The following is a 20,746-nucleotide window of genomic DNA, read 5'->3' as shown; positions in this document are numbered from 1 at the left end:
CGCGGCGGTGAGAGCGGCAGCCGGGCGGGCAGGGACAAGTTCCTCAGGGGCAGGAAGCGCTGACGGGCGGGGCCGTCGCCCGCGGCGGGGTCGTTCGTCCGGCCGGTCGCGCCGGGCGAGTGATCTCGCCGGCCGCCCACGCGCGTCGCCGCCCGCCGGTCTTCCCGCCCGGCAGACTTCGCATCGTCCGGGCGCGTCGTTGGAGTGCGGAGAAGGGTCGGTGTCCTGCCCATGTCCATCGAGGAGAACAAGAAGCTGGTCCGCCGCTTCTATGATGAGATCGACAAGGGCAACGTGGCCGCTCTGGACGAACTCGTGGCCGAGGACTACCTCGACCACTCGCCGCCGCCGTTCCCGGGCTTCGCGCCCGGCCTGGAGGGCCTCCGGCAGGCATTCCGGCTCTTCTGGGAGGCGACACCCGGCACGCACGAGATCCAGGACCAGGTCGCGGAAGGCGACAAGGTGGTCACGAGGCTGATCTGCCGCGGCGTCCACGAGGGCGACCTGCCCGGCATTCCCGCCACGGGACACCAGCTGACGATGACGGCGACGGTGATCCACCGCATCGAGAACGGCAAGCTCGCGGAGAAGTGGTCGGACAAGGACCTTCTGTCCTTCCTCCAGCAGGTCGACGTCCTCCCCCCGCTCGGACCGGACACCGCCTAGTCGACGAACTGCACCTCCGGGAAGGCCGGGGAGGGGCCGTCGAAGAGGCCGTGGTCCGGCCGGTGCAGCAGGTGCGCGTCGAGGAAGGCGCCGAGGTAGGTGCGCTGGACGTGCAGGCTGCGGGCAGGGGCCACCGTGCCGACGGCGTCGACGAGCCTGCCCCTCGGCATTGCGCCTGCCTGCGCGATCCGGGGGAGCTGGGCCTGCAGGTCCGTGAAGGAGTAGTGGCTGGCCGAGAGCATCTGGATGTTGCGGTGCCAGCCGCGCAGGTGCTGCCAGAACGTGGCGTGGGCGGGGTGACGGCTGTTCCCCAGAACGCTGCTCACCAGCAGGAACGGGCGGTCGAGGCCCTCGTCCACGACGGTACCCACGGACTCGGCGCCCGCACCCGTCCCCCCGTCGAGGTTCGCTCCGGCGACGACGCGGTGGTCGTCGTGCATCACCTGCGCGGTGGTGGCCCCGCCGAGCGAGTGGCCGAACATGCCGATCGCGGACAGGTCCAGGCCACGGGCCAGCCCCGCAGGCAGCGGCCGCCGGGACGCGTCCGGGGTGCCGCCCGCGTTCAGCACCTCCAGGCAGTCGAGGACGAACCGCACGTCGGCCACGCGGACGTCCACCAGCGCGCGCAGCACCCGCGTCTCCGTCGCGGGCTGCTTCTCCTCCAGCCGGCCGCCCGGGAACTCCACCGCGAGCGACTCGTAGGTGTGGTCCACGGCCACCACGGCGTAGCCCCGGCTCGCGAGGTCCTCCGCCAGGACCGTGCCGAAGCCGCGCGGCATGTCCTTGCCCGGCGAGTACAACACCACGGGCAGACCGCCGCGCTGCCGCAGCACCGGTGCGCCGACGGCGCTGTGCGTACGGGTGGCCGCCCAGTCGACGGCGCCCGCGCCGACGGAGAACCCCTGCTCCGTCTCCGCCAGCGCCCCGAACCGCGCCGCCGTCCGGGCGGGCAACTGCGGTGCCACGCCCGTCCCCCGCCCGGGCCGGGCCGGGTACCAGAGGCTGACCATCAGCTCCCGCCGGCGCCGCGAAGGCACCCAGGGGTCGCGGCGCGCCCCGTCCACCAGGTGCATCGACGTCGTACCGACGCGGTACGGGCCGGTGGGCGCCGGCAGGGCCGGGGTGAGGGGCTCGCGGCCTCGCCACGGAACTCTTGGTGCGGTCGCCGCCCGTGCGGTGGTGGCTCCCACGGCGGGAGCCAGCAGGGCGAGGCCGAGCGCGCCGGCGACGCGGCGGCGCGTGGGGTTCCGGGACTGGTCGTGGTTGTCCATGACTCGACGCTAGGGGCGGGCTCACGGGCACCACATCGTTCCCGGGGCGCGGGCGTCTCCGCCGCGCGGCGGAGACGCCCGTCATCCGCCGGACAGGTGCCACCCGGCCTCGTCGGGGCGGCCTCCGGCCATGGACTTGTCGATTATCGATATGCCGCGCTAGCCTCCGCCATATCGAAAGTCGATAGGGATGGGGTGCGGTGGACACGCGACTCACGAGGACCCTGGCCTCGGTCAGCTTTGCGCTGGCGGTGCTCTGCGGGCTCGCCTTCGTCGGCACGGGGGTCACGCACATGCTCGACGACGGGGCGGTCTGCGTGCAGACGGACTTCTGGCACAACGCTTCCCTGGCGCCGGACAGCCTGCCGATCGGCAAGGGGGTGGAGGCGTCCAGCAGCGCCACGCGCCTCTGCCAGAACAGCCCCTCGGCGGGTCAGCGCGCCGCCGACCTCGGGGGTGAACTGCCCTGGCTGCTGTTCGGCTCCCTCGCGCTGCTGCTCTTCTCCCGGCTGCTGAAGACCGTCCTGCGGCAGGGCCCGTTCACCGACGCGGCGTCGCGCCGGCTCTCCGTGCTCGGCTGGTTCGTCGCCGTGGGCACGCCGCTGGCCGGGCTCGTCGCCGGCTGGTCACAGTCCTGGCTCGTCGGGAGCATGGCGCCCATCGTGGGTTCCGGGCCGACGGTCTCCGGGCCGCAGGTGCTCGTCCTCGCCGGCCTCGCCGCAGTGATCATGGGGAGGATCATGCGGGAGGGCGTGCGGATGCGAGAGGACCTCGAAGGGACCATCTGATGCCCGAAGAGGAACTGCACTCGATCCGCATCCACCTCGACCGGGTCCTCGCCGAGCGCGGCATGACGCTGACCGAGCTGTCCGCGCAGGTGGGTATCACCGTCGTCAACCTGTCCGTGCTCAAGAACGGCCGGGCCAAGGCCATCCGCTTCTCGACCCTGTCGAGGATCTGCGACGTCCTGCGGTGCCAGCCCGGCGACCTGATCACCCACGTCCCCACCGAACCGGCATAGCGGTGCCGGCGCGGGGCCCAATGACAGGATGCACGGATGGCGACGAACCAACCGTGGGCAGGGCTTCACGATGACCTGCTGGCCGCGAAGACGCTGGTGTACGACCCGAGTGGTTTTGCCTGCTCGCAGCCGGTGCCGGAACCGGAGAGCGCCGAGTACGCGGCTCACGGGTTCACGCTGGACGGGCTGACGGTCAGGTTCCGCGTGGCCAAGACGACCCCGGCGAAGGCCGGCCAGTTCGTCACCGTGTGGCAGCGGTCCGCGGAGGGTCCGATCCGGCCGTTCGACGCCGGGGACGGGGTGGACCTCTTCGTCATCAGCAGCCGTGACAGCGGGCAGTTCGGGCAGTTCGTGTTCCCGCGGGAGGTGCTGTGCGAGCGGGGCGTCGTGTCCCGGAACGGCACCGGCGGGAAGCGGGGCTTCCGTGTCTACCCGCCGTGGGTGACGACGACCAGTCGTCAGGCGGGCAGCACCCAGGCGTGGCAGGTGAAGCACTTCCTGCGTCTCGGGCAGGACGGCGAGGACGTGCCTCTCGACGTGGCCCGTGCGCAGGCCCTCTACCGTCCGTAGGCGACCGTCGGGTGGCTACTTTCCCGTCACCTTGACCCGCCAGGACGAGACGACCAAGGGACAGGCGTGGCCGGGGTCGGGGCGGCAGTGGCGTTGCGCGGTGATGGTGGCGGAGCCGGCCTGTTCCTGGCGAAAGACGGCTGATGCGCTGCCGTTCGGCGCCGTACCGCCGGCGGTACGCCGGAGCACCTCGGTGTTACTCGACTGCGGGGTGCTCCAGGTGTAGCGGAGCCCGTCTTCGCGGTAGCCGGTGAGGCGGACTTCGATGTCGTCACCCAGGCTCGCGGGCACGGACCGGCCTTTGTCGGAGTTCGTGAGCACATGGCGCTGGGCCAACCGGTGCGATGCGGGGCTCTGAGCGACCGCCGGCACTGCCGGCGCTGCCGCGGACGCCACGACGGTCACCAAGGCCAGGCCCATGCCCCATGGAGCGGCAGACCAGCACTTCATTCCCACTCGAATGCCCCTTCCGACGACTGCAACGGACCTATCGTTCCGGCGAGTTCGACGTTCAGACGAAGGGCAGACTCAAAACCACCCGACCGAGGGTTGGTGGCGCCCGACGGGTCGGACGGGCGCCAGGGTCCCCGCGGGCAGGGGCAGGCTCAGCCGATCCAGGCGCTGAAGGTGCCGCCCTGCTCCAGGACGATGTACATGGCGTTGGCGTTGACGGCCGCGTTCCTGTGATCCGCGTCGAGGGTGGCCGTGACATCGCCCCAGCGGTTGATGACCTGCAGGGTCCAGTGGCCCTGGCTCACCTTCGTCACCTTGGCCGTGCTGCCGTCGGGCAGCGGGAACGATCCTTCACCGTGCTGCGCGCCGCCCAGCCACGAGACGGCCTTGCCGTCGAAGGTGAGCACGACGAACATGCCGTTGGCGTTGACGCCCGCGTCACGCCGGTCGGCTTCGATCTTCGCGGTCACGTGGCCCTGGTAGAGGATCTCCAACTTGTAGTGGTGGTCGCCGAGCTTGGTGATGCGCGCGGTGCTGGCGCCGTCGGCCAGCTTCTGGGTGCGGACCTCGGACGTGGCGGCGGTGGGCGCGGTGGACGACGCCTTGGCCGGGCTTGCGGCGACGACGTTCGCGGCCGGGACGAGGAGCGTGGCGGCCAGAGCGGCAGTGGCGGCGGCACGGACGGCGGTGCGGCGGCGGAGGTTCAGGGGCGACACGGGGCGATTCCTTTGGCCAGTCGGGAAGCAGAACGGACGCGCATGCCGTCTCCTCTCTCGTGTGGGGCCGTGAGGTGCGGCGGGCTGCACCGGCAAAACTAATGATCGCCTTTGCCGGAGTCGTCCGTTCCATGTCACGTTGCCGTGACAGCGACATGCTTGAGCAGGTTTGCGACCAGTCGGCGGGGCTTCTCCCGGAGTGCAGGTACCGCGCACGAAGTGCGACTGCGCCGCTGCGCGGCTTGGGGCGGCACGGAGGGGGGCAGGCTGCGCCCCGGGGGCCGTCCGCTGCGCGGCCGTCGGGGCGCCCGGCACCGGGCAGGTGCCGTCAGAGGGACGGACTGACCCTTGTCCCTGCCGGGCTCGCGCCGCCCCCACCATGCCGGAAAGGTTCGCCTAGTACGCCAGTGCGACTTCGCGGTCTACGTCGTCGCCTGCCGTCTTGACCTGCTTGCGGTAGGCCCCCGGCGGCGATCCGAAGTGTCGTTTGAAAGCTTTGGCGAAGGCGAACTCCGACGTGTACCCCGTGCGCTGCGCGATGGTGCTCAGCGGGGTCGGCGATTGGTGCAGCAGCCGCGCTGCGGTGGCCATCCGCCAGTTGGTCAGGTAGGTCAGCGGCGGCTCGCCGACCACCGAGGCGAAGCGGCGGGCGAAGGCCGCGCGGGACAGCCCGGCGCGGGCGCCCAGAGACTCAACGGTCCAGGGATGGCCGGGATCGTCGTGGATCGCCTTCAGGGCCGGGGCGACTGCCGGGTCGGTCAGCGCGGCCACCCAGCCCCGGGTCCGCTCCTTCGGCAGTTCGGCGTACCACGACCGGAGGATGTACAGCAGCAGCAGATCGATGAGCGCCGTGACGACCGCGTCCGAGCCCGGCTGGGGCGCGTGGAACTCCGCGCACAGCTGATCGACCGCCGAGCGCAGCACCGGGTGGCGGCCGGGAAGCGCGGGGAGGTGGATGACCTCCGGTAGATCACTGAAGAGCGGATGCGGGCGATCGACGTCGATCGCGTACGCGCCGCACACCAGCACCGTGTGCGGCCCCGGTCCGTCCACGGTGACCTGGCCGATCGGCGAGGAACGGTCCACGCGCTCCGGTACGAAGTCCACCGGATCGCGGTCCGGCACGTCGCACAGGGTGTGTCCGCCGCCGCGCTGCAGGAACACGATGTCGCCGGGTCCGAGCGCGAGCGGTTGGCCGTGCGGTGGCAGCAGGTGGCAGTGCCCTTCCACGACCACGTGGAATCCGGCTCCCGAGATGGGTTGGAACTTCAGGGCCCACGGGGCGTGCGCGTCGGTGCGAGTCACCATCGGGCGTCCCGTACGCAGCACTTCGAGGGTGTCGCTCAGGATGTCCATAGCGCCACCCTAGTGCCGGCACAGCGAGACGATATGACAAGGAATCGAGACTTCAAGTCATTCACCGTCTCGATGTGGAGGCGTACGTTCTTGCCACGGCGGTTGCCGAACCCCGCACTGCATCGACGAAGGAATGGATCCCATGTCTCTGGCCGGCAAGAAGATCGTGATCATCGGTGGAACCTCCGGCATCGGCTTCGAGGTAGCCCGACAGGCCGCGGCGGCCGGCGCGGACGTCGTGGTCGCCTCCAGCAATCAGGACCGCGTGGACGCCGCGACGAAGCGGTTGGGCGAGCGGGCCGAAGGCCGCCGCCTGGACGTCGCCGACGGCAACGCCATCGCCGCGTTCTTCGAGCAGGTCGGGCAGTTCGACCACCTCGTCTACACCGCGGGCGAATCTCTGCTGATCAAGCCGTTGGCCGACACCACCCCGCAGGAGGCCAGGGACGTCTTCGAGCGCCGGTTCTGGGGCGCGTTCCTCTCCGCCAAGTACGCTGCACCGCGACTGCGCGACGGCGGCTCGATCACTTTCAGCTCCGGCGTCCTCGCGATCCGCCCCCTGTCCGGAACCGCGCTCACGGCAGGTATCACCGGCGGCATCGAGGCCCTGTCCCGGGCACTCGCCGTCGAACTCGCCCCTCTGCGCGTCAACGTGATCCAGCCCGGTGTGATCCGCACCGAGCTGTGGGACGGCAGTGTCCCGGACCCGGAGGCATTCCTCCAGGGCGCCGGGTCCGAACTGCTCACGCGGCGCGTCGGCACTGCCGAGGAAGCCGCGGCGGCCTATCTCTTCGTCCTGTCCAACGCCTACGTCACCGGCACCACGCTCGCGATAGACGGCGGCGCGGCACTGGTGTGACGCCGGTACATGCCGGAGCACCCCGAACTGGCCATAGCGTCAGCGGAATACGAGGCTCTGAGGCGAACGACGCCCACGTTCGCAACTGTGATCGATCGGACTGCGCCGTAATCGGCTTGGCCGTAACTGGCCCTGGGCATCGGCCGGGCCGACCGGAATGGTGGAACGCGCCCCCGGTGGCGCTCCTGCCGCCGGTGGATGTGGACCGTGAGAGAGGACGTCACGCGCATGCCTCCGATCCCGGTAAAACCTGGCATCTACAAGATCCACGCCCACATCATCGGCCCGTCCGCCCTGCTGACGGCCACCGAGCACGCCACCAAGCACGGCGCCCCCGTCATCACCGACCGGCTGAACCCGCTCCCGATCGAGCAGGATTGGATCATCGAGCCCGCCGAGCCCGTCCCGGGAGCGCCGTATGTGATCCGCCTCGCCCACCACGAGCAGGCGGGCCTGGTGATCCAAGAAGACAAGCTCTATGTCAACAGCGTGCCGCGAGCCGAACTGGCGAAGTTCACGTTCGAGAGGGTCATCGGCGGCGTCAAGGTTCTGTCGGACAAGGGCCTCGCCCTGCGCTCCGGGCACCGTGGCGCACAGATCGTGCTGGTGCCGCCCAAGCCCGAGTTCCAGGAGACCTTCACCCTGGAGTTCGTCAGCCCGATCAACGAAGAGTGAGGGCTGTCAGCCCGTAAACGGTGGGCCGGCCTCCACGGCTACCACGCCGCTGTCGGCCGGCCCGCTGGGCACCCTCCGGGTCAGGGCCTCTGGCTGCTGGCCGCCGTTACCGCCAGCTGCACGCGACTGTGGCGCGCTGTCTCGATCTCGTCCAGCACGGCGATCGCAAGATCTGGGTGGGAGATGCGGCCCGGACCGTCCAGTACCGTTCCGATCGCCATCCGGTAGCCGCCCGTGGACTCGGCGTCCGCGTTCAGATCCAGCGGCGGCACGATCATCAGCCAGTCGAGCCCCGGCCCGGCCGCGGAGAGAAGCTCGTACTCCGCGACATGCCCCTGCGCGAAGGCCCGCCACGCCTCCGGGAACTCGGGCCCGTCCATGATCCGCACGCCCGGGGACGTCTCCAGCGTCGTCGCGATGCCCAACGTCACCAGCCGCCGCACCCCCGCCGCGGCCAAGCCCTGGATCAGCGCGCTCGCCGCAGCGGTGAAGAACTCCTCCGAGCCGACGTCGAGGCGGACCGAGGCGTTGAGGGCCGCGCCATGGCCTGCGGCCAGTGCCGCCACCGACTGCGGATCGGTCACATCGCCCTGGACGACGGTGACCTGAGCTCCGCTCAGGTCCTGATGCTTCGCGGGGTCTCGGACCACCGCTGTCACCCGGTGGCCGCGGGATACCGCCTCCGCCACGGCCGCCCGGCCGACCCGTCCACCTGCTCCGAAAATGATGATGTCGTTGCTCATGGCAGGGACCGTAGGACGGAAGTGCCTGGTTACTGCAAAGGTACTGGGCTAACGTCGGGCAGGTGATCAAGCCCCTGGACGCAGACATGTTCGACGACCCCGTGTGCTCCGACCGGGCGCAGCCGTTCCGTGTCGGCGACAAGTGGACCGCGATGGTGCTGCGCTGTCTGGAGGCGGGCCCGCGCCGGTTTTCCGAACTCCGTGTCCCGCTGCACTGGATCACCCCCAAGGTGCTCACCGAGACCCTCCGCTCGATGGAGCGCAACGGCTTCGTGACCCGGACCGTCCACAACGAGAACCCGCCGCGCGTGGAGTACGAGCTGACCACGCTCGGCCGCTCGCTGCTGGACCCCCTGAACACCGCCTGCGACTGGGCGCGCACGCACGTACCGCAGATCGTCGAGGCCAGAACGGCGTACGAGGCGGGCTGACGCCCTCTGGCCGATGCGGAGCCGATTCACGGCCGGGCCACCACACGACCGCGCAGCGGACGCCCCCCAGGGCGCAGTCCTCCCCTCCGCGCTCCAAGCCGCGCAGCGGCGCAGGCAACCGTAGGTACAGCGTAGGGGCGCCGGGCGGACGCGAGCCGGAAACGCGGACATCCCGCTGCTCTCACATGGCGGCGGTGAGTCCGTCGAGGAGGGCGTGGAGGCCGGTTGCGTAGGTGTCGTCGGGGGCGGCGTTGTAGTCGGCGGCGGCGCTGCCGAGGCGGGCGCGCAGGCGCGGGAACCGCTCGGCCACTTCGGTCGCCTTGGCGAGCGTCTCCTGGAACAGCTGCTCCGGGTCGCCGCCGTCGCGGCCCAGCCGGCGGGTCAGCGATGCCTGGGCGGACGCGCCGACGGCGTTGCCGAGCACGTAGGTGAAGACGGCGGCCGCCGCCCGGTCGGCCTCGGCGCCCGTGAAACCGGCGGCCTCGTAGACGGCGAGGCTGTGGTCGTCGTAGCGGGCCTTGCCGGGGCCGTAGAAGAGGTGGGAGCCGAGGGCCTGCACCAGCCAGGGGTGCCGGCAGAGCATGGCGTGGAGGCCGTCGGCCATCGCGACGGCCGCCGTGCGCCAGTCGGCCGGGTCGATCCCGGGGAGTTCGACCTCCTGCCACACGTGGTCACCGACGAGCACGACGAGGTCGTCCTTGTTCTTGACGTGCCAGTAGACGGCCGTGGGGGCGGCGCCGAGCCGCTTGCCCAGGCTGCGCATGTTGAGGCCCTCCAGGCCCTCGTCGTCGAGGAGCTGTACGGCGGTGGTAACGATCTGGTCGCGGGTGAGCGTGTCGCGTGGCATGCGCTCACGATAGGTCGCCGACGGCCAACTTGTACGAAGTTCAGGACTGCTCTTGCACTTAGTTCAAGAGTCGGGCTACCTTCCTCTTGTACTTAGTTCAAGCCGAACGAAGCCGACCCGGGGGAATCCGAACGTGAACGCCTTCATCGCCGCCATGCAGCTGTCCGTCGCCGCCGCTTTCGTGAGCATCCCCGTGGTCCGGGCCCGCTTCGGGACCACCGCCACCGCCTCCGCCCACGCCGAGCTGCGCCGCCAGGGGGTGCGCACCACCGTCCTGGAGGAGAACGGGATGCGCTTCGACGCCGGCGGCCACGAGACCTGGGCGCCGGTGGGCATCGCCACCGTCCTCGCGGCCACCGCCGCGCTCAACCTCGCCGGAATCTCCTGGGCCGGGGCGTTGAACTGGATCGTTCTCGGGCTCGTCCTGGCCATCAACTGCGTGATCCTCCACAGCAACCTGACGGCCACGACGTCCGTCCAGGCCGCCTTCTCCCGCAAGGGCGACCCGGACCTGGCCCGCATCGACGTCGCCGCCCTGCTCAAGGCCGCCGAGGCGGGCTTCCCCCGCTGGGTGTGGATCCTGCAGAACGCCCGCCACGTGGTCGTGTTCGGCGCAGCCGGCCTCGCGCTGACCGCCGCCGGCCTCGCCTGACGCCGGAGTTCGCCCCCGCCGGGCCTCGTTCACCCACCGGCGCCCCGGTACGTCACCGGCGTCGCCGGTCCGTAGCCCGGTCGGATGAAGAGCGGTTGTCGCGGTGTGCGCAGGGAAATCTCACGGCACTCGTCCGCGCGTCCGAGCCCCGGTCAGGGCTCGGGCTGCGTCCGGGCCAAGGAGGTCCCGCTCATGTCACGCTCACCGCACCGAACCGTCCTGCGCACCCTCCCCCGTACCCTCCCCCGCGCCCTCGCCGTACTGCCGGCGCTGCTGGCGGCGGTCGTCCTGCCGGCGGGCCCCGTGGCCGCGGAGCCGCGGGGCGCGGCCGTCACGGTCACGGTGGTGATCGAGGGCCAACCGGCCGCCTTCGTCCCGCAGGCCGTCAGCATCCACCCCGGCGACTCGGTCCGCTGGCTCAACAACGACAACGACACCCACACCACGACGTCCGACTCGGGCCTGTGGGACGCCGTACTCGACCCCGGCCAGAGCTTCACCCGGCCGTTCCCGGCAGGGGGGACCTTCGCCTACCACTGCGAGTTCCACCCGTCGATGACGGGCACGGTCACCGTCCAGTAGCGGCGCCGCCTCAGCGGTTCGCCGCGCCGGGGCCGGCGTCCGGGCCGGAACCAGGGCCCTGGTCCGCGTCCGCGTCCGAGTCGGCCTCCGGCCCCGCGTCCCGGCGGTACTTCTCGTACACGTCCGCGTCCGTGACGATCCCCTCCCACTGATCGCCCTCGCCCGCCATGACGTACGCCCCGCCTTCGAGCCGCTCGATCAGGCCGCGCGTCCACTCCGCACCGCTGTCCGCGGTGTGCGCCCACATCGCCATGATCTCGCCGATGTGGCCCCAGTCCTCGCCCTCCGCCGGGGTCCAGCGCCGGCGGATCTCGTCGCGCCGCTCCTCCAGCCCGGCGAGCCGCTGCTTCAGCAGGGCGATCGCCTCGGCGCGCGACAGGTCGACGACGAACCCGATGCCCGCGGTCAGCACGTCGGACTTCTCGTCGACGGAACGGAGCGCCTCGCGCAGCAGCGCGAAGTACTCCCGCTCGCCGGTCTCGGTCAGCTCGTACTCCGTGCGGGGCGGGCCGCCCGCCTCGCTCGGCGCCACGTCGTGCGCGAACAGCAGCCCTTGCCGCGCCATGGACTTCAGCGCGTGGTAGATCGACCCGGGCTTGGCGTTGGACCACTCGTGCGCGCCCCAGAACTCCAGGTCGCCACGGACCTGGTAGCCGTGCGCCCGGCCGTGCTGACGGACGGCGCCCAGCACCAGCAAGCGGATGGCCGACATCTCGCCCCAGCCTCCTCTTGTTGCCGTACTTGCCGTGCCGTCGCGGATGTGCCCAGCCTAGGCGCCCCCGCCGCCGTCCGACCCGCCGCCCACCGTGCAGGACCGGTCAGGATCCGTGCACAGTGGAACGTTTTGCCCCGTGCAGCGCTCTAGCCAGGTGCGCACCGGTTGGCGGCGCTCTGGACCGGTGCGTCCAGGCCGAGACGTCTCAGAGGGTTTGCTGATCCATGGGTCTGACGAGTGGCACGCTCCTGGTGGGTGTCGTGCTGGGCACGGTGGTGGTGTTCGCGCTCTCGGTGTGGCTGTGGCCGCGCCTGGCCCGGAGCGGCTGGAACTGGATGCTGGGGCGGGCAGGGCTGATCGTCTTCGTGCAGCTGCTCCTGTTCGCGTCCGTCGCGCTCGCGGCGAACCGCAGCTTCCTGCTCTACAACTCGTGGGCGGACCTCGCCGGCACCAAGCGCCCGCCGGCCGCGGCGCCCGGCGGGGCGGCCGTACAGGTCCTCGGGCGGCAGGCCCCCGAGGTGCCCGGCGGCAGCAACCCGCGCTCCGGCGGCGTCGTCGAGAAGGTCGTCGTGCACGGCGAGCGCTCCCGCACCGCCGCCCAGGCGTACGTGTACCTGCCGCCGGAGTACTTCCAGAAGGGCGCCGAACGGCGGAAGTTCCCCGCCGCCGTCGTGCTGACGGGCTACCCGGGCGCTGCGGAGAACCTGGTCAAGGGGCTGCGGTACCCGAAGACGGCGTGGACGCAGGTCAAGCAGAAGAAGATGCAGCCGATGATCCTGGTGATGATGCGGCCCACCATCGCGACGGCCAACACCCAGTGCATCGACGTCCCGGGCGGCCCGCAGAGCGAGGCGTTCTTCGGCGCGGACGTCACCAAGGCGATTTCGAGCTTCTACCGCGTCGGCACCTCGCCGCGGAACTGGGGCATCGTCGGCGATTCCACCGGCGGATACTGCGCGTTGAAGATGGCGCTGCAGCACCCGGAGACCTATGCGGCCGGCGTGGGCCTGTCGGCGGACTACAAGCCGGAGATCGACAAGGACTCCGGTGACCTCTTCCACGGGAACAAGAACGAGGAGAAACGATCCGACCTGCTGTGGCACCTGGACCACCGGCCGCAGGGCGCCTCCTCGTTCCTGGTCACGACCTCGCTGCAGGGTGAGTCGAACTACAAGGCGACCCAGCAGTTCATCAAGAAGGTGAAGAGTCCCGCGCGCGTCTCGTCGATCACCCTCGACCGCGGCGGGCACAACTTCAACACCTGGCGGCGGGAGATCCCGCCGTCCCTGCGATGGCTGAGCGGGCGCCTCGGCGCCGAGTGAGGGCCGGGGACGACGAGCCCCCGCAACCCCCGGCCTGGACCCGGCCTGGACCCGGCCTGGGCCCGGGCGGGACCGGGGCCGGACCGGCGGCGGAGCCCGGAGCGCCGGGACCCTACGCCCCCGCGCGGCCCTCCTCGTCCACCAGCTCGAAGGCGGTCTTCCCGTCGATCGACTCGCGGATGACGTCGGCGTGCCCCGCGTGACGGGCCACCTCCTCGATGAGGTGGAGCATCACCCAGCGCATGGAGACGTTCCCCTTCGGGAACCACGGCGCCTCCGGCAGCGCGAACGTGTCCTCCAGCGGGACCGAGCGGATGAAGCGCTCGGTCTCCGCCGCGACCTCGGCCCAGCGGGCGAGGAGCACCGCGACGGTCTCCTCCTCGGTCGGCTTCCAGCCGGCCTGCCAGCCCTCCATGGCCTCCTCGAAGCTCTGGGTGGCCTGGGCGCCGCGCGCCCGCTCGATCCAGTTGCTCTCGGCCTGGATGGTGTGCTTGAGCAGCGCGTGCAGCGAGAGCTCGCTGGCGCTCGGCACGGCCGCGGCCTGCTCTGCCGTCAGCCCCAGGACCGAGCGGCGCATGCCGCCGCGCTGGGCTTCGAGGAAGTCGAGCAGCGTGCCGCGCTCGTCGGAGACGTTCTTCTCGATCACGTGAGTGGGCATGGGATCCCCCTGGTTTCTCTCGTCCGTCCGTTCCCTTGCGACGCGTTCACACTAGGACCGAATGAGGTCAGGTTCCGTCCTACATGCGCACACGGCACGGATCAGAACGGGAATCTCGACCTGCCGTGCTGGATCGATATCCACTTGGTCGTCGTGAACGCCTCCACCATCGAGTCGCCGTTCAGCCGCCCCACACCCGAGTGCTTCTCGCCCCCGAACGGCACGATCGCCTCGTCGTGCACGGTCCCGTCGTTGACGTGGATCATGCCCGTCTCGATGCGTTTGGCGATCCGCACGCCCCGTTCCACATCGCCCGTGTGGACCGCACCGCTGAGCCCGTACGGCGTGGCGTTGGCCATGCGGACGGCCTCGTCCTCGCCGTCGAAGGGGAGGATCAGCGCGACCGGACCGAAGATCTCCTGCCCGAGGATCGACGCGTCGTCCGCGAGGCCCGTCAGCACGGACGGACCGACCAGCGTGCCGTCCGTCTCCCCGCGTACGAGCGCGGTGGCGCCGTCCGCCACGGCCTGCTCCACGAGCGTAGTGATCGCCTCCGCCTGCCCGGAGTTGATGAGGGGGCCGATGTGCGTAGCCGGATCACCTGGGTCGCCGACCCGCAGGGTCCGCACCTTGGCGACGAACTTCTCCGTGAATTCACGCTCCACCGCCCGGTCGACCAGCACCCGGTTGGCCGCCATGCAGACCTGTCCCTGGTGGATGAAACGGCTGAAAACAGCGGCGTCCACGGCGTAGTCGACGTCGGCGTCGTCGAGGACGATCAGCGCGCTGTTCCCGCCGAGCTCCAGGATGGTGCGCTTGAAGTGGGAGGCGGCGACGGTGGCGACGTGGCGGCCCACCTTGTCGGAACCGGTGAAGGAGATGACCTTGGGCACGGGGTGTTCGATGAGCGCGTCGCCTATCTCGGCGATGTCGGTGACGACGACGTTCAGCAGCCCGCCGGGCAGCCCCGCCTCCTCCAGGACCTTCGCGACCAGCCCGCCGCCGCAGACCGGCGTGTTCTGGTGGGGCTTGAGGACGACGGCGTTGCCCAGCGCGAGCGCCGGAGCGACGGACTTGATCGACAGGAGGAAGGGGAAGTTGAACGGGCTGATCACCCCGACGACGCCGACCGGCACCCGGTAGAGGCGGTTCTCCTTGGTGTCGTCCGGGGAGGGCAGGATGCGCCCCTCCGCGCGCAGCGCGAGGTGGATCGCCTCCCGCAGGAACTCTCGGGCCAGGTTCAGCTCGAACGCGGCCTTCACGGCCGTTCCGCCGCACTCGGCCGTGATGGCCGCGGTCAGCTCCTCCTCGCGGTCCTCGATGATGCGCACGGCCCGCTCGAAGACGAGCCGGCGGGTGTACGGGTTGGTGGCCGCCCACGCGGGCTGGGCGCGCTCGGCGGCACGGTACGCCTGGTCGATCTCGGTGACGCTGGCAGCGGTGATGGAGGCGAGCTTCTCCCCGTCGTAGGGGTTGAAGTCCACGATGTCCCAGGAGCCGCTGCCGGCCCGCCATTCCCCGTCGATGTACTGGTAGGCCAATGCGTCGAAGTAGGTGCTGTAGGACATGCGCCATCCTGTCTGCGAAAACCGGGGCTCTCGTGACGCCCGTAAACGATGTGCGTGCTCCTGATGGGACGTCATCGTACTGATGTGTCAGTACAGTTGAAGTAGGCGTCCGATCAGATCGCGGCTCGCGGCCGGCGAGAGGCTGTCGGCGTGCAGCCGCTCCATCACCCGCTCGTACTGCGCGACGTCCTCGGACTTGTCCAGGTAGAGCGCGCTCGTGAGCTGCTCCAGGTAGACCACGTCGGACAGGTCCGACTCCGGGAAGCGCAGCATCGTGAAGGCGCCGCTCTCCCCCGCGTGCCCGCCGTGCGCGAAGGGCATCACCTGCAGCGTCACGTTCGGCTGCTCGGAGATGTCGGCGAGGTGCTGGAGCTGGTTGCGCATGACCGTTTCGCCACCGTAGGGGCGGTGCAGCGCCGCCTCGTCCAGGACGGCGTGGAAGCGGGGCGCCCGCTCGGAGAACAGCAGCTTCTGCCGCTCCATGCGCAGTGAGACGCGGCGCTCGATCTCGGCCTCGTCGGCCTTGGGCTGCCCGCGCACGACCACGGCGTGGGCGTAGCCCTCGGTCTGCAGCAGGCCGTGCACGAACTGCACCTCGTAGATCGAGATGTGCGAGGCGGCGCCTTCCAGGCCCACGTACGTCTGGAACCAGCTGGGCAGCACGTCGCCGTAGCTGTGCCACCAGCCCGCGACGTTGGCCTCGCGGGCCAGCCCGAGCAGCGCCTCGCGCTCGGCGCCGTCGGTGACCCCGTAGAGCGTGAGCAGATCCTCCACATCACGCGCCTTGAAGCTCACCCGGCCCAACTCCATACGGCTGATCTTCGATTCGGACGCACGGATCGAGTACCCCGCTGCCTCACGCGTGATGCCACGCGACTCGCGCAGCCGCCTGAGCTGCGAGCCCAGGAGTATGCGTCGCACCACGGAACCGCTCGACTCGCTCGTGGCCATCTCTGCGACCCTTCCTCTTCCGGTCCTGTTCCGGCCTTGTCCGTTCCGCACCCTTCTGAGGGCGACCCCCGCTACCCCCGGCGCCGAAGTCTGCCATCTTCGGGCTCCGTTGAGTGCATGTCCGGTTACGCAGACAAGCCACCCAGCGGAGCGCTACCGCAGCGGGCGTAGGGAGATTTGCTCCCCAACCCCCTTGTGCGCCCCCAAATCCACCCCGTGCACGTGCATCTGCCCTTGCATCCGCCCCGCGCATTGGCAACCATGGAGCTCGCACACGTGCACGTCACGTCCTCGATTGCCAGGAGTGCCTCGGATGGGTACCGAAGGATCGACTGTGCTCTCTCCCTTATGGAGAGGGTTGCCCGCGATCGACTCATCCGCCGTCTCCAACTCGGCATCCTGTGCGCTGCCTCCCCGCTTCGAAGCGGTCAGGAACGCTCGGAAGTTCACCAGAGCCACGCTCAGTCAGTGGGACCTGAGCGGGCTCTTCGACGATGTCGCCCTCGTGGTCTCGGAGCTGGTGACCAACTCCATGCGGTACGGGGTTCAGGCGGACCGCATGAGCGGCGGCGGCGGACCGGGCGGCGGAGGCGGAGGGGGCGTCGGCATCGGCATCGGCGAGTACGAGCCGTCCGTACGGCTGCACTTGATGCGCTGGACGTCGCGGCTGGTGTGCGCGGTGCGTGACCCGAGCGAGGCGAGCCCGGTCGTGGGCGAGGCGGACGCCGGGGCCGAATGCGGGCGCGGGCTCACGCTCGTGGAGTCGTTCAGCGACGCGTGGGGCTGGCACCCCCTCGCGGGTGCGCTGCAGGGCAAGGTCGTCTGGGCGCTGTTCCGTCTGCCCCAGCACGGCTGACGGACCGGGCAGCACTCCGGGAGGGACGGCAGGCGGGGAAACGAGCGGGGGCGGGGGCGGCCACCGCGGCGGTGACGGGGGTGACCGCCGCGGAACGGGTGGGGGAGGCCGCTGTAGCGGGGGTGGGGGGCAACCGCTACGGGGGTGGGGGGCTCTGGCGGCCGCGGGGGAACGGGGGGACGCGGCGGTGGGAGCGGGGGCGACCGCCGGGGCGGGGGGCGGCCGCAACGGGTGATCGATTATTCGGCGATCCGTCAGCGATCAGTCAGCGATCAGATAGTCGAATTCGCCGTCCTTGACCCCCAGCAGCATCGCCTCGATCTCGGCGGGTGTGTACACGAGCGCCGGACCGTCCGGATGGCGGGAGTTGCGCACGGCGATCCCGCCTCCCGGCAGCTTCGCGAACTCCACGCAGGAGCCCTGGGAGTTGGAGTGCCGGCTCTTTCGCCAGACGACATCATCGATGTCCGAGGCGGCCATGCCGTTGTATGCCTGGGGCACTGGACTCTCCCGGATCATTGCAGGGGGCACCCTCACCCAGAACACGGTTTCGAGGATGGCAACTGCTCCGGATCATAGCCGCGTTCATGTGCCTCTGCATGAGCCGATGCACGTGCACTCAGGGTGTTCCCGCCACTACTTCACGACTTCTTCCCGGAAGATGAACCTCCAGCAGAACCGCCTCCGGAATAGGGCAGCAACGCCATCTCGCGCGCATTCTTGATCGCCCGTGACAGCTGTCGCTGCTGCTGCACGGTGACACGGGTCACGCGGCGGCTGCGGATCTTTCCGCGGTCCGAAATGAACTTTCGCAGCAGGTCGGTGTCCTTGTAGTCGACGTAGGTGATTCCGGCCGCGTCCAGAGGATTGGGGCGAGGTTTGAGGTGCTTGCGCTGATCAGGGCGGCGGGCCATGAACGGAGTTCCTTTCGGCAGGTGGTGGCGGGGCGAGTCGTACGGGGGCGGCGGGTCGTGGGGGAACCGACCGGAGATCAGGACGTCGGAGATCAGGACACCGGATCGAGCAGTTGATCGAAGGCGCGTGACAGGCTGCGCCAGGCGTCCGGCCCGCCCGCGTATTCGGCGTCGGTGAGCAGGCACGATTCCAGGAGCGAGCGCAGCCCGGCACCGTCCAGCCCGGGCGAGGTGAAGGTGAGGTACTGGCCGCGGTCGCCGTGCTCCGGATGCCAGTCCAGCGAGGCCGCCACGCGGCGCTCCGCGGGCACCATCTCCCAGGCGGCGTCCGGCAGCGCCGCGAGCCAGGGCCCGGCGTTCTCCACGCACAGGGCACCGCCGGCCGCGTCCCACGACAGCAGCGTGTCGGGCCGGTCGGCCAGCCAGAACCGTCCCCTGCTGCGCGCGGCGGCGCAGGTCAGGTCCTCCAGCGCCTCGTACAGCCGCCCGGGGTGGAACGGCCGGTCGGCGCGCCATACGAGCGTGGCGACGCCGTGCGCGTCGGCCTCCTGCGGCAGCAGCGCGCAGGCCGGGTGCTGGCGGGCGGCGGCGGCCTGGACGTCGAAGCCGGCCACGGCGGCGGCCGCCAGCCCGGCGGAGTCGACGGGGATCTGCCGGGCGGCGGGAGCGAGCTGTGCGAGCAGGGCGTAGTCGCCTGCGCCGGCTTCTTCACCTTCGTCTTCACCCTCTCCGGTGCCGGCTGTGGTGCCCTCCGCCACGGTCAGCACGGAGACGTACTCCAGTTGCCGGGCGAAGGTGTCGCCGACCGTGCGTTCGTCGGTCGGTGCGGCGGCGAGTCCGGCCTCGGCGAGGTCGTCGCCGTTGGCGAGCGTGGGCAGGACCAGGGCCGGGTCCACGGCCGTGAACACCCCGGTGAGGCGGGCGTCGTCGCCGCAGTGGGCGGCGACGACCTCGGCCATGGCCTTGGGCTCGACGGAGTCCCACAGCTCGACGACGGCGAGCCGGCACAGGCCGGAGCCGGCGAGCCGCTCCAGTTCGGGCACGAGGTCCTCGCGCAGGGCGCAGCAGGCGCAGTCGTTGACCAGGGGCGTCTCGCCCTCGTGGAGGAGGCCGGTGCGGTCGCGCACGGTCCGGCGGACGGTGCCGCCGGCGGCGGTCGCGAGGTCGTGGTGCAGGGCGACGCTGCCCGGGAGGGTGTGCAGCAGCCGTTCGACGGTGGCTCTGCGGGCGTCGGCGTGCAGGCCCCCGACCAGGACGACGGGCAGGGGCACGGGAGAGGACGCGGGCGGGGGCAGGGGCGGAACCGGCCCTTCGGCGGCCATCAGCGGCCGCCCTCGCGCCTGCCGTAACGGCGCTCGAAGCGCTCCACGCGGCCGGCGGTGTCCATGACGCGCGCGGTGCCCGTGTAGAAGGGGTGGCTCGCCGAAGAGATCTCGACGTCGATGACGGGGTAGGTGTTGCCGTCCTCCCACTCGACCGTCTTGTCGCTGGTGGCGGTGGAGCGGGTGAGGAAGGCGAAGCCGGCGGCGCGGTCGCGGAAGACGACGGGCCCGTAGGGCGGGTGGATTCCGGGCTTCATGGCGCTCAGCGCTCCTCTCGGAAGGCCACGTGACGGCCGGCGACCGGGTCGTACTTGCGCAGTTCCAGGCGGTCGGGGTCGTTACGGCGGTTCTTGCGGGTCACGTAGGTGTAGCCGGTGCCGGCGGTGGACCGGAGCTTGATGACGGGTCGTAGTTCGTTGCGGGCCATACGGGCTACTATACAGAAATGGTTTCCATTTTCATTAGGAGGTGTGCGTCATGTCCGCCCACTGCCAACTGACCGGACGGCAGCCCGGATTCGGCAACTCCGTCTCCCACTCCCACCGGCGCACGAGCCGCCGCTTCGACCCGAACGTCCAGCGCAAGCGCTACTGGCTCGCGAGCGAGGGGCGCCACGTCCGGCTGACGCTGAGCGCGAAGGGGATCAAGACGGTGGACCGGATCGGCATCGAGGCCGCGGTGGCCCGCATCCGCGCACGAGGAGGGAACGTCTGATGGCGAAGAAGAGCAAGATCGCGAAGAACGAGGCGCGGCGGCTGATCGTCGCGCGGTACGCCGCCCGCCGCGCACTCCTGAAGGCGGTCATCCGCAACCCGCAGACGCCGACCGGCGAGCGCGAGGCCGCCCAGCGCGAACTGAGCCGCCAGCCGCGCGACGCGAGCGCCACGCGCGTCCGCAACCGCGACGCAGCCGACGGCCGCCCCCGCGGCTACTTCCGCGCCTTCGGCCTCTCCCGCATCAACCTCCGCGAGCAGGCGCATGCGGGGTACTTGCCGGGGGTGCGGAAGTCGAGCTGGTAGGGGCTCGGGGGGCGGCGGCTGGGCTCGGGCGGGCCTGGGCCTGGGCGGCCGAGCCGGACCGGGGCACCCAGGCCCAGGCAGCCGGGATCGTACCCACGACCCGCAGGGGCGGGCCGCCGTCGACGGCCGCTACGGCAGGTGCCCGGGCAGAGGCGGCCTACGGCCGGCGCGTGCGGCGGCCGTAGGTACCGGGTGGGCGGTCGGCGGTGGGCGGCCGGCGCCCGCCCGGCCTATCCGTCCGTACCGGTGGCGGACGTCGGGACGAGGAGCAGCTCGTCCGCGTAACACCAGGCCCAGTCCTCGCCCGGTTCGTAGGACCGTGCGAGGTCGTGTCCGGGCACATTGTGCGCGTGGGCGCTCGCGTGCCGCTTCGGGGAGCTGTCGCAGCAGCCCACATGCCCGCAGACGAGGCACTCGCGCAGGTGCACCCAGGTGGACCCGATGCGCAGGCACTCCTCGCAGCCCTCCGTCGTGCTCGCCAACACCTCCCGGGCCTCGTCCAGGTGTGTGCACTCACGACCGGTGGGACGGCCCTCGACATCGGCGGCGACCTGCCATGCCATTGGCTCGCTCATGTCT

29 protein-coding genes are annotated in these 20,746 nt (G+C 70.8%); 13 read left to right on the top strand and 16 right to left on the bottom strand.

The genetic code is table 11. From position 1 onward, the window contains the following. Positions 1-231: 231 nt before the first annotated feature. Positions 232-666, top strand: coding sequence for an ester cyclase (locus LE181_RS08985; RefSeq protein WP_225660673.1), 435 nt, complete (start codon positions 232-234; stop codon positions 664-666). On the opposite strand, the gene LE181_RS08980 is transcribed toward LE181_RS08985, so the two are convergent. After that, positions 663-1,937, bottom strand: a complete 1,275-nt coding sequence (locus tag LE181_RS08980) for an alpha/beta hydrolase family protein (RefSeq protein ID WP_225660672.1) — start codon at positions 1,935-1,937, stop codon at positions 663-665. The genes LE181_RS08985 and LE181_RS08980 overlap by 4 nt on opposite strands. Before the next feature lie 200 nt (positions 1,938-2,137). Here LE181_RS08980 and LE181_RS08975 point away from each other — a divergent pair, with 200 nt between their 5' ends. Genes LE181_RS08975 through LE181_RS08965 form a run of 3 tightly spaced genes read left to right on the top strand, consistent with a single transcriptional unit; the run spans position 2,138 to position 3,528 of the window. Further along, a complete protein-coding gene (locus LE181_RS08975; protein ID WP_225660671.1) occupies positions 2,138-2,725 on the top strand; it encodes a DUF2975 domain-containing protein in 588 nt (195 codons plus the stop codon). Beyond that, positions 2,725-2,958, top strand: coding sequence for a helix-turn-helix domain-containing protein (locus tag LE181_RS08970; RefSeq protein ID WP_225660670.1), 234 nt, complete (start codon positions 2,725-2,727; stop codon positions 2,956-2,958). Before LE181_RS08975 ends, LE181_RS08970 begins: the two co-directional genes overlap by 1 nt. A 36-nt stretch (positions 2,959-2,994) precedes the next feature. Continuing rightward, positions 2,995-3,528 carry a MepB family protein gene (locus tag LE181_RS08965; protein ID WP_225660669.1) on the top strand — a complete coding sequence of 178 codons (534 nt, stop codon included), beginning with the start codon at positions 2,995-2,997 and terminating at the stop codon, positions 3,526-3,528. Positions 3,529-3,543: 15 nt separating this feature from the next. On the opposite strand, the gene LE181_RS08960 is transcribed toward LE181_RS08965, so the two are convergent. From LE181_RS08960 to LE181_RS08950, 3 genes are all read right to left on the bottom strand, one after another. Continuing rightward, positions 3,544-3,819, bottom strand: a complete 276-nt coding sequence (locus LE181_RS08960) for a hypothetical protein (protein ID WP_225660668.1) — start codon at positions 3,817-3,819, stop codon at positions 3,544-3,546. A 314-nt stretch (positions 3,820-4,133) separates the two neighbouring features. Continuing rightward, positions 4,134-4,697 carry a hypothetical protein gene (locus LE181_RS08955; RefSeq protein WP_225660667.1) on the bottom strand — a complete coding sequence of 188 codons (564 nt, stop codon included), beginning with the start codon at positions 4,695-4,697 and terminating at the stop codon, positions 4,134-4,136. A gap of 396 nt (positions 4,698-5,093) precedes the next feature. Then, positions 5,094-6,053 (bottom strand): AraC family transcriptional regulator, encoded by a 960-nt coding sequence (locus LE181_RS08950; protein WP_225660666.1) that lies wholly within the window; start codon positions 6,051-6,053, stop codon positions 5,094-5,096. A 142-nt stretch (positions 6,054-6,195) separates the two neighbouring features. On the opposite strand from LE181_RS08950, the gene LE181_RS08945 reads away from it, so the two are divergent. Then, positions 6,196-6,912 carry an SDR family oxidoreductase gene (locus LE181_RS08945; RefSeq protein ID WP_225660665.1) on the top strand — a complete coding sequence of 239 codons (717 nt, stop codon included), beginning with the start codon at positions 6,196-6,198 and terminating at the stop codon, positions 6,910-6,912. 228 nt (positions 6,913-7,140) lie between these two features. Beyond that, complete coding sequence (locus tag LE181_RS08940; protein ID WP_225660664.1) at positions 7,141-7,587, top strand: hypothetical protein; 447 nt, start codon at positions 7,141-7,143, stop codon at positions 7,585-7,587. An 80-nt stretch (positions 7,588-7,667) separates the two neighbouring features. On the opposite strand, the gene LE181_RS08935 is transcribed toward LE181_RS08940, so the two are convergent. Then, positions 7,668-8,330 carry an NAD(P)-dependent oxidoreductase gene (locus tag LE181_RS08935; RefSeq protein ID WP_225660663.1) on the bottom strand — a complete coding sequence of 221 codons (663 nt, stop codon included), beginning with the start codon at positions 8,328-8,330 and terminating at the stop codon, positions 7,668-7,670. Between the two features lie 62 nt (positions 8,331-8,392). On the opposite strand from LE181_RS08935, the gene LE181_RS08930 reads away from it, so the two are divergent. Beyond that, the gene (locus tag LE181_RS08930; RefSeq protein WP_225660662.1) at positions 8,393-8,761 is read left to right on the top strand and encodes a winged helix-turn-helix transcriptional regulator; all 369 of its coding nucleotides are present in this window, start codon (positions 8,393-8,395) and stop codon (positions 8,759-8,761) included. Positions 8,762-8,942: 181 nt separating this feature from the next. Here LE181_RS08930 and LE181_RS08925 read toward each other — a convergent pair whose 3' ends face one another. Then, positions 8,943-9,608, bottom strand: coding sequence for a TetR/AcrR family transcriptional regulator (locus LE181_RS08925; RefSeq protein ID WP_225660661.1), 666 nt, complete (start codon positions 9,606-9,608; stop codon positions 8,943-8,945). Between the two features lie 133 nt (positions 9,609-9,741). Here LE181_RS08925 and LE181_RS08920 point away from each other — a divergent pair, with 133 nt between their 5' ends. Both LE181_RS08920 and LE181_RS08915 read left to right on the top strand, forming a co-directional pair. Beyond that, complete coding sequence (locus LE181_RS08920) at positions 9,742-10,260, top strand: hypothetical protein (protein WP_225660660.1); 519 nt, start codon at positions 9,742-9,744, stop codon at positions 10,258-10,260. A gap of 192 nt (positions 10,261-10,452) precedes the next feature. Further along, a complete protein-coding gene (locus LE181_RS08915; RefSeq protein ID WP_225660659.1) occupies positions 10,453-10,842 on the top strand; it encodes a cupredoxin domain-containing protein in 390 nt (129 codons plus the stop codon). Between the two features lie 10 nt (positions 10,843-10,852). Here the strand turns inward: LE181_RS08915 and LE181_RS08910 are convergent, their stop codons facing one another. Next, entirely contained in the window at positions 10,853-11,554 is a 702-nt protein-coding gene (locus LE181_RS08910) for a PadR family transcriptional regulator (protein ID WP_225660658.1), read from the bottom strand. Between the two features lie 227 nt (positions 11,555-11,781). On the opposite strand from LE181_RS08910, the gene LE181_RS08905 reads away from it, so the two are divergent. After that, positions 11,782-12,879, top strand: coding sequence for an alpha/beta hydrolase (locus tag LE181_RS08905; RefSeq protein WP_225660657.1), 1,098 nt, complete (start codon positions 11,782-11,784; stop codon positions 12,877-12,879). A gap of 112 nt (positions 12,880-12,991) precedes the next feature. On the opposite strand, the gene LE181_RS08900 is transcribed toward LE181_RS08905, so the two are convergent. The 3 genes from LE181_RS08900 to LE181_RS08890 form a co-directional block, all read right to left on the bottom strand. Next, positions 12,992-13,537, bottom strand: coding sequence for a DinB family protein (locus LE181_RS08900; RefSeq protein WP_225660656.1), 546 nt, complete (start codon positions 13,535-13,537; stop codon positions 12,992-12,994). Between the two features lie 101 nt (positions 13,538-13,638). After that, positions 13,639-15,105, bottom strand: a complete 1,467-nt coding sequence (locus LE181_RS08895; protein ID WP_225660655.1) for an aldehyde dehydrogenase family protein — start codon at positions 15,103-15,105, stop codon at positions 13,639-13,641. 87 nt (positions 15,106-15,192) lie between these two features. Then, complete coding sequence (locus tag LE181_RS08890) at positions 15,193-16,056, bottom strand: Sco1979 family transcriptional regulator (protein WP_225660654.1); 864 nt, start codon at positions 16,054-16,056, stop codon at positions 15,193-15,195. 313 nt (positions 16,057-16,369) lie between these two features. On the opposite strand from LE181_RS08890, the gene LE181_RS08885 reads away from it, so the two are divergent. Then, positions 16,370-16,912: an ATP-binding protein gene (locus LE181_RS08885; protein ID WP_225660653.1), complete on the top strand. Its 543-nt coding sequence runs from the start codon at positions 16,370-16,372 to the stop codon at positions 16,910-16,912. Positions 16,913-17,173: 261 nt separating this feature from the next. Here the strand turns inward: LE181_RS08885 and LE181_RS08880 are convergent, their stop codons facing one another. The 5 genes from LE181_RS08880 to rpmG form a co-directional block, all read right to left on the bottom strand. After that, positions 17,174-17,413: a DUF397 domain-containing protein gene (locus LE181_RS08880; RefSeq protein WP_225660652.1), complete on the bottom strand. Its 240-nt coding sequence runs from the start codon at positions 17,411-17,413 to the stop codon at positions 17,174-17,176. A 140-nt stretch (positions 17,414-17,553) separates the two neighbouring features. Then, positions 17,554-17,826, bottom strand: a complete 273-nt coding sequence (gene rpsR, locus LE181_RS08875; protein WP_225660651.1) for a 30S ribosomal protein S18 — start codon at positions 17,824-17,826, stop codon at positions 17,554-17,556. Between the two features lie 92 nt (positions 17,827-17,918). Further along, on the bottom strand, positions 17,919-19,148 hold the full coding sequence (locus LE181_RS08870; protein WP_225660650.1) for a GTP-binding protein: 1,230 nt from the start codon (positions 19,146-19,148) through the stop codon (positions 17,919-17,921). Next, positions 19,148-19,405: a type B 50S ribosomal protein L31 gene (locus LE181_RS08865; RefSeq protein ID WP_225660649.1), complete on the bottom strand. Its 258-nt coding sequence runs from the start codon at positions 19,403-19,405 to the stop codon at positions 19,148-19,150. Before LE181_RS08865 ends, LE181_RS08870 begins: the two co-directional genes overlap by 1 nt. Before the next feature lie 5 nt (positions 19,406-19,410). Next, positions 19,411-19,575, bottom strand: a complete 165-nt coding sequence (gene rpmG, locus LE181_RS08860; protein ID WP_225660648.1) for a 50S ribosomal protein L33 — start codon at positions 19,573-19,575, stop codon at positions 19,411-19,413. A gap of 50 nt (positions 19,576-19,625) precedes the next feature. Between rpmG and rpmB the strand changes: the two genes are divergently transcribed. Then, positions 19,626-19,862: a 50S ribosomal protein L28 gene (gene rpmB / locus LE181_RS08855; protein WP_225660647.1), complete on the top strand. Its 237-nt coding sequence runs from the start codon at positions 19,626-19,628 to the stop codon at positions 19,860-19,862. Then, positions 19,862-20,167, top strand: a complete 306-nt coding sequence (gene rpsN, locus LE181_RS08850; protein ID WP_225660646.1) for a 30S ribosomal protein S14 — start codon at positions 19,862-19,864, stop codon at positions 20,165-20,167. Before rpmB ends, rpsN begins: the two co-directional genes overlap by 1 nt. 230 nt (positions 20,168-20,397) lie before the next feature. Here the strand turns inward: rpsN and LE181_RS08845 are convergent, their stop codons facing one another. After that, positions 20,398-20,730, bottom strand: a complete 333-nt coding sequence (locus LE181_RS08845; protein WP_372458295.1) for a UBP-type zinc finger domain-containing protein — start codon at positions 20,728-20,730, stop codon at positions 20,398-20,400. Positions 20,731-20,746: the final 16 nt, after the last annotated feature.

This window comes from Streptomyces sichuanensis (genome assembly GCF_020328095.1).
Lineage (GTDB): Bacteria > Actinomycetota > Actinomycetes > Streptomycetales > Streptomycetaceae > Streptomyces > Streptomyces cinnamoneus.
This window is presented reverse-complemented; position numbering and strand designations above follow the sequence as displayed.

Excerpts from the sequence above, each read along its gene's own strand:
- LE181_RS08985 (WP_225660673.1), top strand. The coding sequence starts at position 232 with ATGTCCATCGAGGAGAACAAGAAGCTGGTCCGCCGCTTCTATGATGAG.
- LE181_RS08980 (WP_225660672.1), bottom strand. The coding sequence starts at position 1,937 with ATGGACAACCACGACCAGTCCCGGAACCCCACGCGCCGCCGCGTCGCC.
- LE181_RS08970 (WP_225660670.1), top strand. The coding sequence starts at position 2,725 with ATGCCCGAAGAGGAACTGCACTCGATCCGCATCCACCTCGACCGGGTC.
- LE181_RS08965 (WP_225660669.1), top strand. The coding sequence starts at position 2,995 with ATGGCGACGAACCAACCGTGGGCAGGGCTTCACGATGACCTGCTGGCC.
- LE181_RS08950 (WP_225660666.1), bottom strand. The coding sequence starts at position 6,053 with ATGGACATCCTGAGCGACACCCTCGAAGTGCTGCGTACGGGACGCCCG.
- LE181_RS08945 (WP_225660665.1), top strand. The coding sequence starts at position 6,196 with ATGTCTCTGGCCGGCAAGAAGATCGTGATCATCGGTGGAACCTCCGGC.
- LE181_RS08940 (WP_225660664.1), top strand. The coding sequence starts at position 7,141 with ATGCCTCCGATCCCGGTAAAACCTGGCATCTACAAGATCCACGCCCAC.
- LE181_RS08935 (WP_225660663.1), bottom strand. The coding sequence starts at position 8,330 with ATGAGCAACGACATCATCATTTTCGGAGCAGGTGGACGGGTCGGCCGG.
- LE181_RS08925 (WP_225660661.1), bottom strand. The coding sequence starts at position 9,608 with ATGCCACGCGACACGCTCACCCGCGACCAGATCGTTACCACCGCCGTA.
- LE181_RS08915 (WP_225660659.1), top strand. The coding sequence starts at position 10,453 with ATGTCACGCTCACCGCACCGAACCGTCCTGCGCACCCTCCCCCGTACC.
- LE181_RS08910 (WP_225660658.1), bottom strand. The coding sequence starts at position 11,554 with ATGTCGGCCATCCGCTTGCTGGTGCTGGGCGCCGTCCGTCAGCACGGC.
- LE181_RS08905 (WP_225660657.1), top strand. The coding sequence starts at position 11,782 with ATGGGTCTGACGAGTGGCACGCTCCTGGTGGGTGTCGTGCTGGGCACG.
- LE181_RS08900 (WP_225660656.1), bottom strand. The coding sequence starts at position 13,537 with ATGCCCACTCACGTGATCGAGAAGAACGTCTCCGACGAGCGCGGCACG.
- LE181_RS08895 (WP_225660655.1), bottom strand. The coding sequence starts at position 15,105 with ATGTCCTACAGCACCTACTTCGACGCATTGGCCTACCAGTACATCGAC.
- LE181_RS08890 (WP_225660654.1), bottom strand. The coding sequence starts at position 16,056 with ATGGCCACGAGCGAGTCGAGCGGTTCCGTGGTGCGACGCATACTCCTG.
- LE181_RS08885 (WP_225660653.1), top strand. The coding sequence starts at position 16,370 with ATGGGTACCGAAGGATCGACTGTGCTCTCTCCCTTATGGAGAGGGTTG.
- rpsR (WP_225660651.1), bottom strand. The coding sequence starts at position 17,826 with ATGGCCCGCCGCCCTGATCAGCGCAAGCACCTCAAACCTCGCCCCAAT.
- LE181_RS08870 (WP_225660650.1), bottom strand. The coding sequence starts at position 19,148 with ATGGCCGCCGAAGGGCCGGTTCCGCCCCTGCCCCCGCCCGCGTCCTCT.
- LE181_RS08865 (WP_225660649.1), bottom strand. The coding sequence starts at position 19,405 with ATGAAGCCCGGAATCCACCCGCCCTACGGGCCCGTCGTCTTCCGCGAC.
- rpmG (WP_225660648.1), bottom strand. The coding sequence starts at position 19,575 with ATGGCCCGCAACGAACTACGACCCGTCATCAAGCTCCGGTCCACCGCC.
- rpmB (WP_225660647.1), top strand. The coding sequence starts at position 19,626 with ATGTCCGCCCACTGCCAACTGACCGGACGGCAGCCCGGATTCGGCAAC.
- rpsN (WP_225660646.1), top strand. The coding sequence starts at position 19,862 with ATGGCGAAGAAGAGCAAGATCGCGAAGAACGAGGCGCGGCGGCTGATC.
- LE181_RS08845 (WP_372458295.1), bottom strand. The coding sequence starts at position 20,730 with ATGGCATGGCAGGTCGCCGCCGATGTCGAGGGCCGTCCCACCGGTCGT.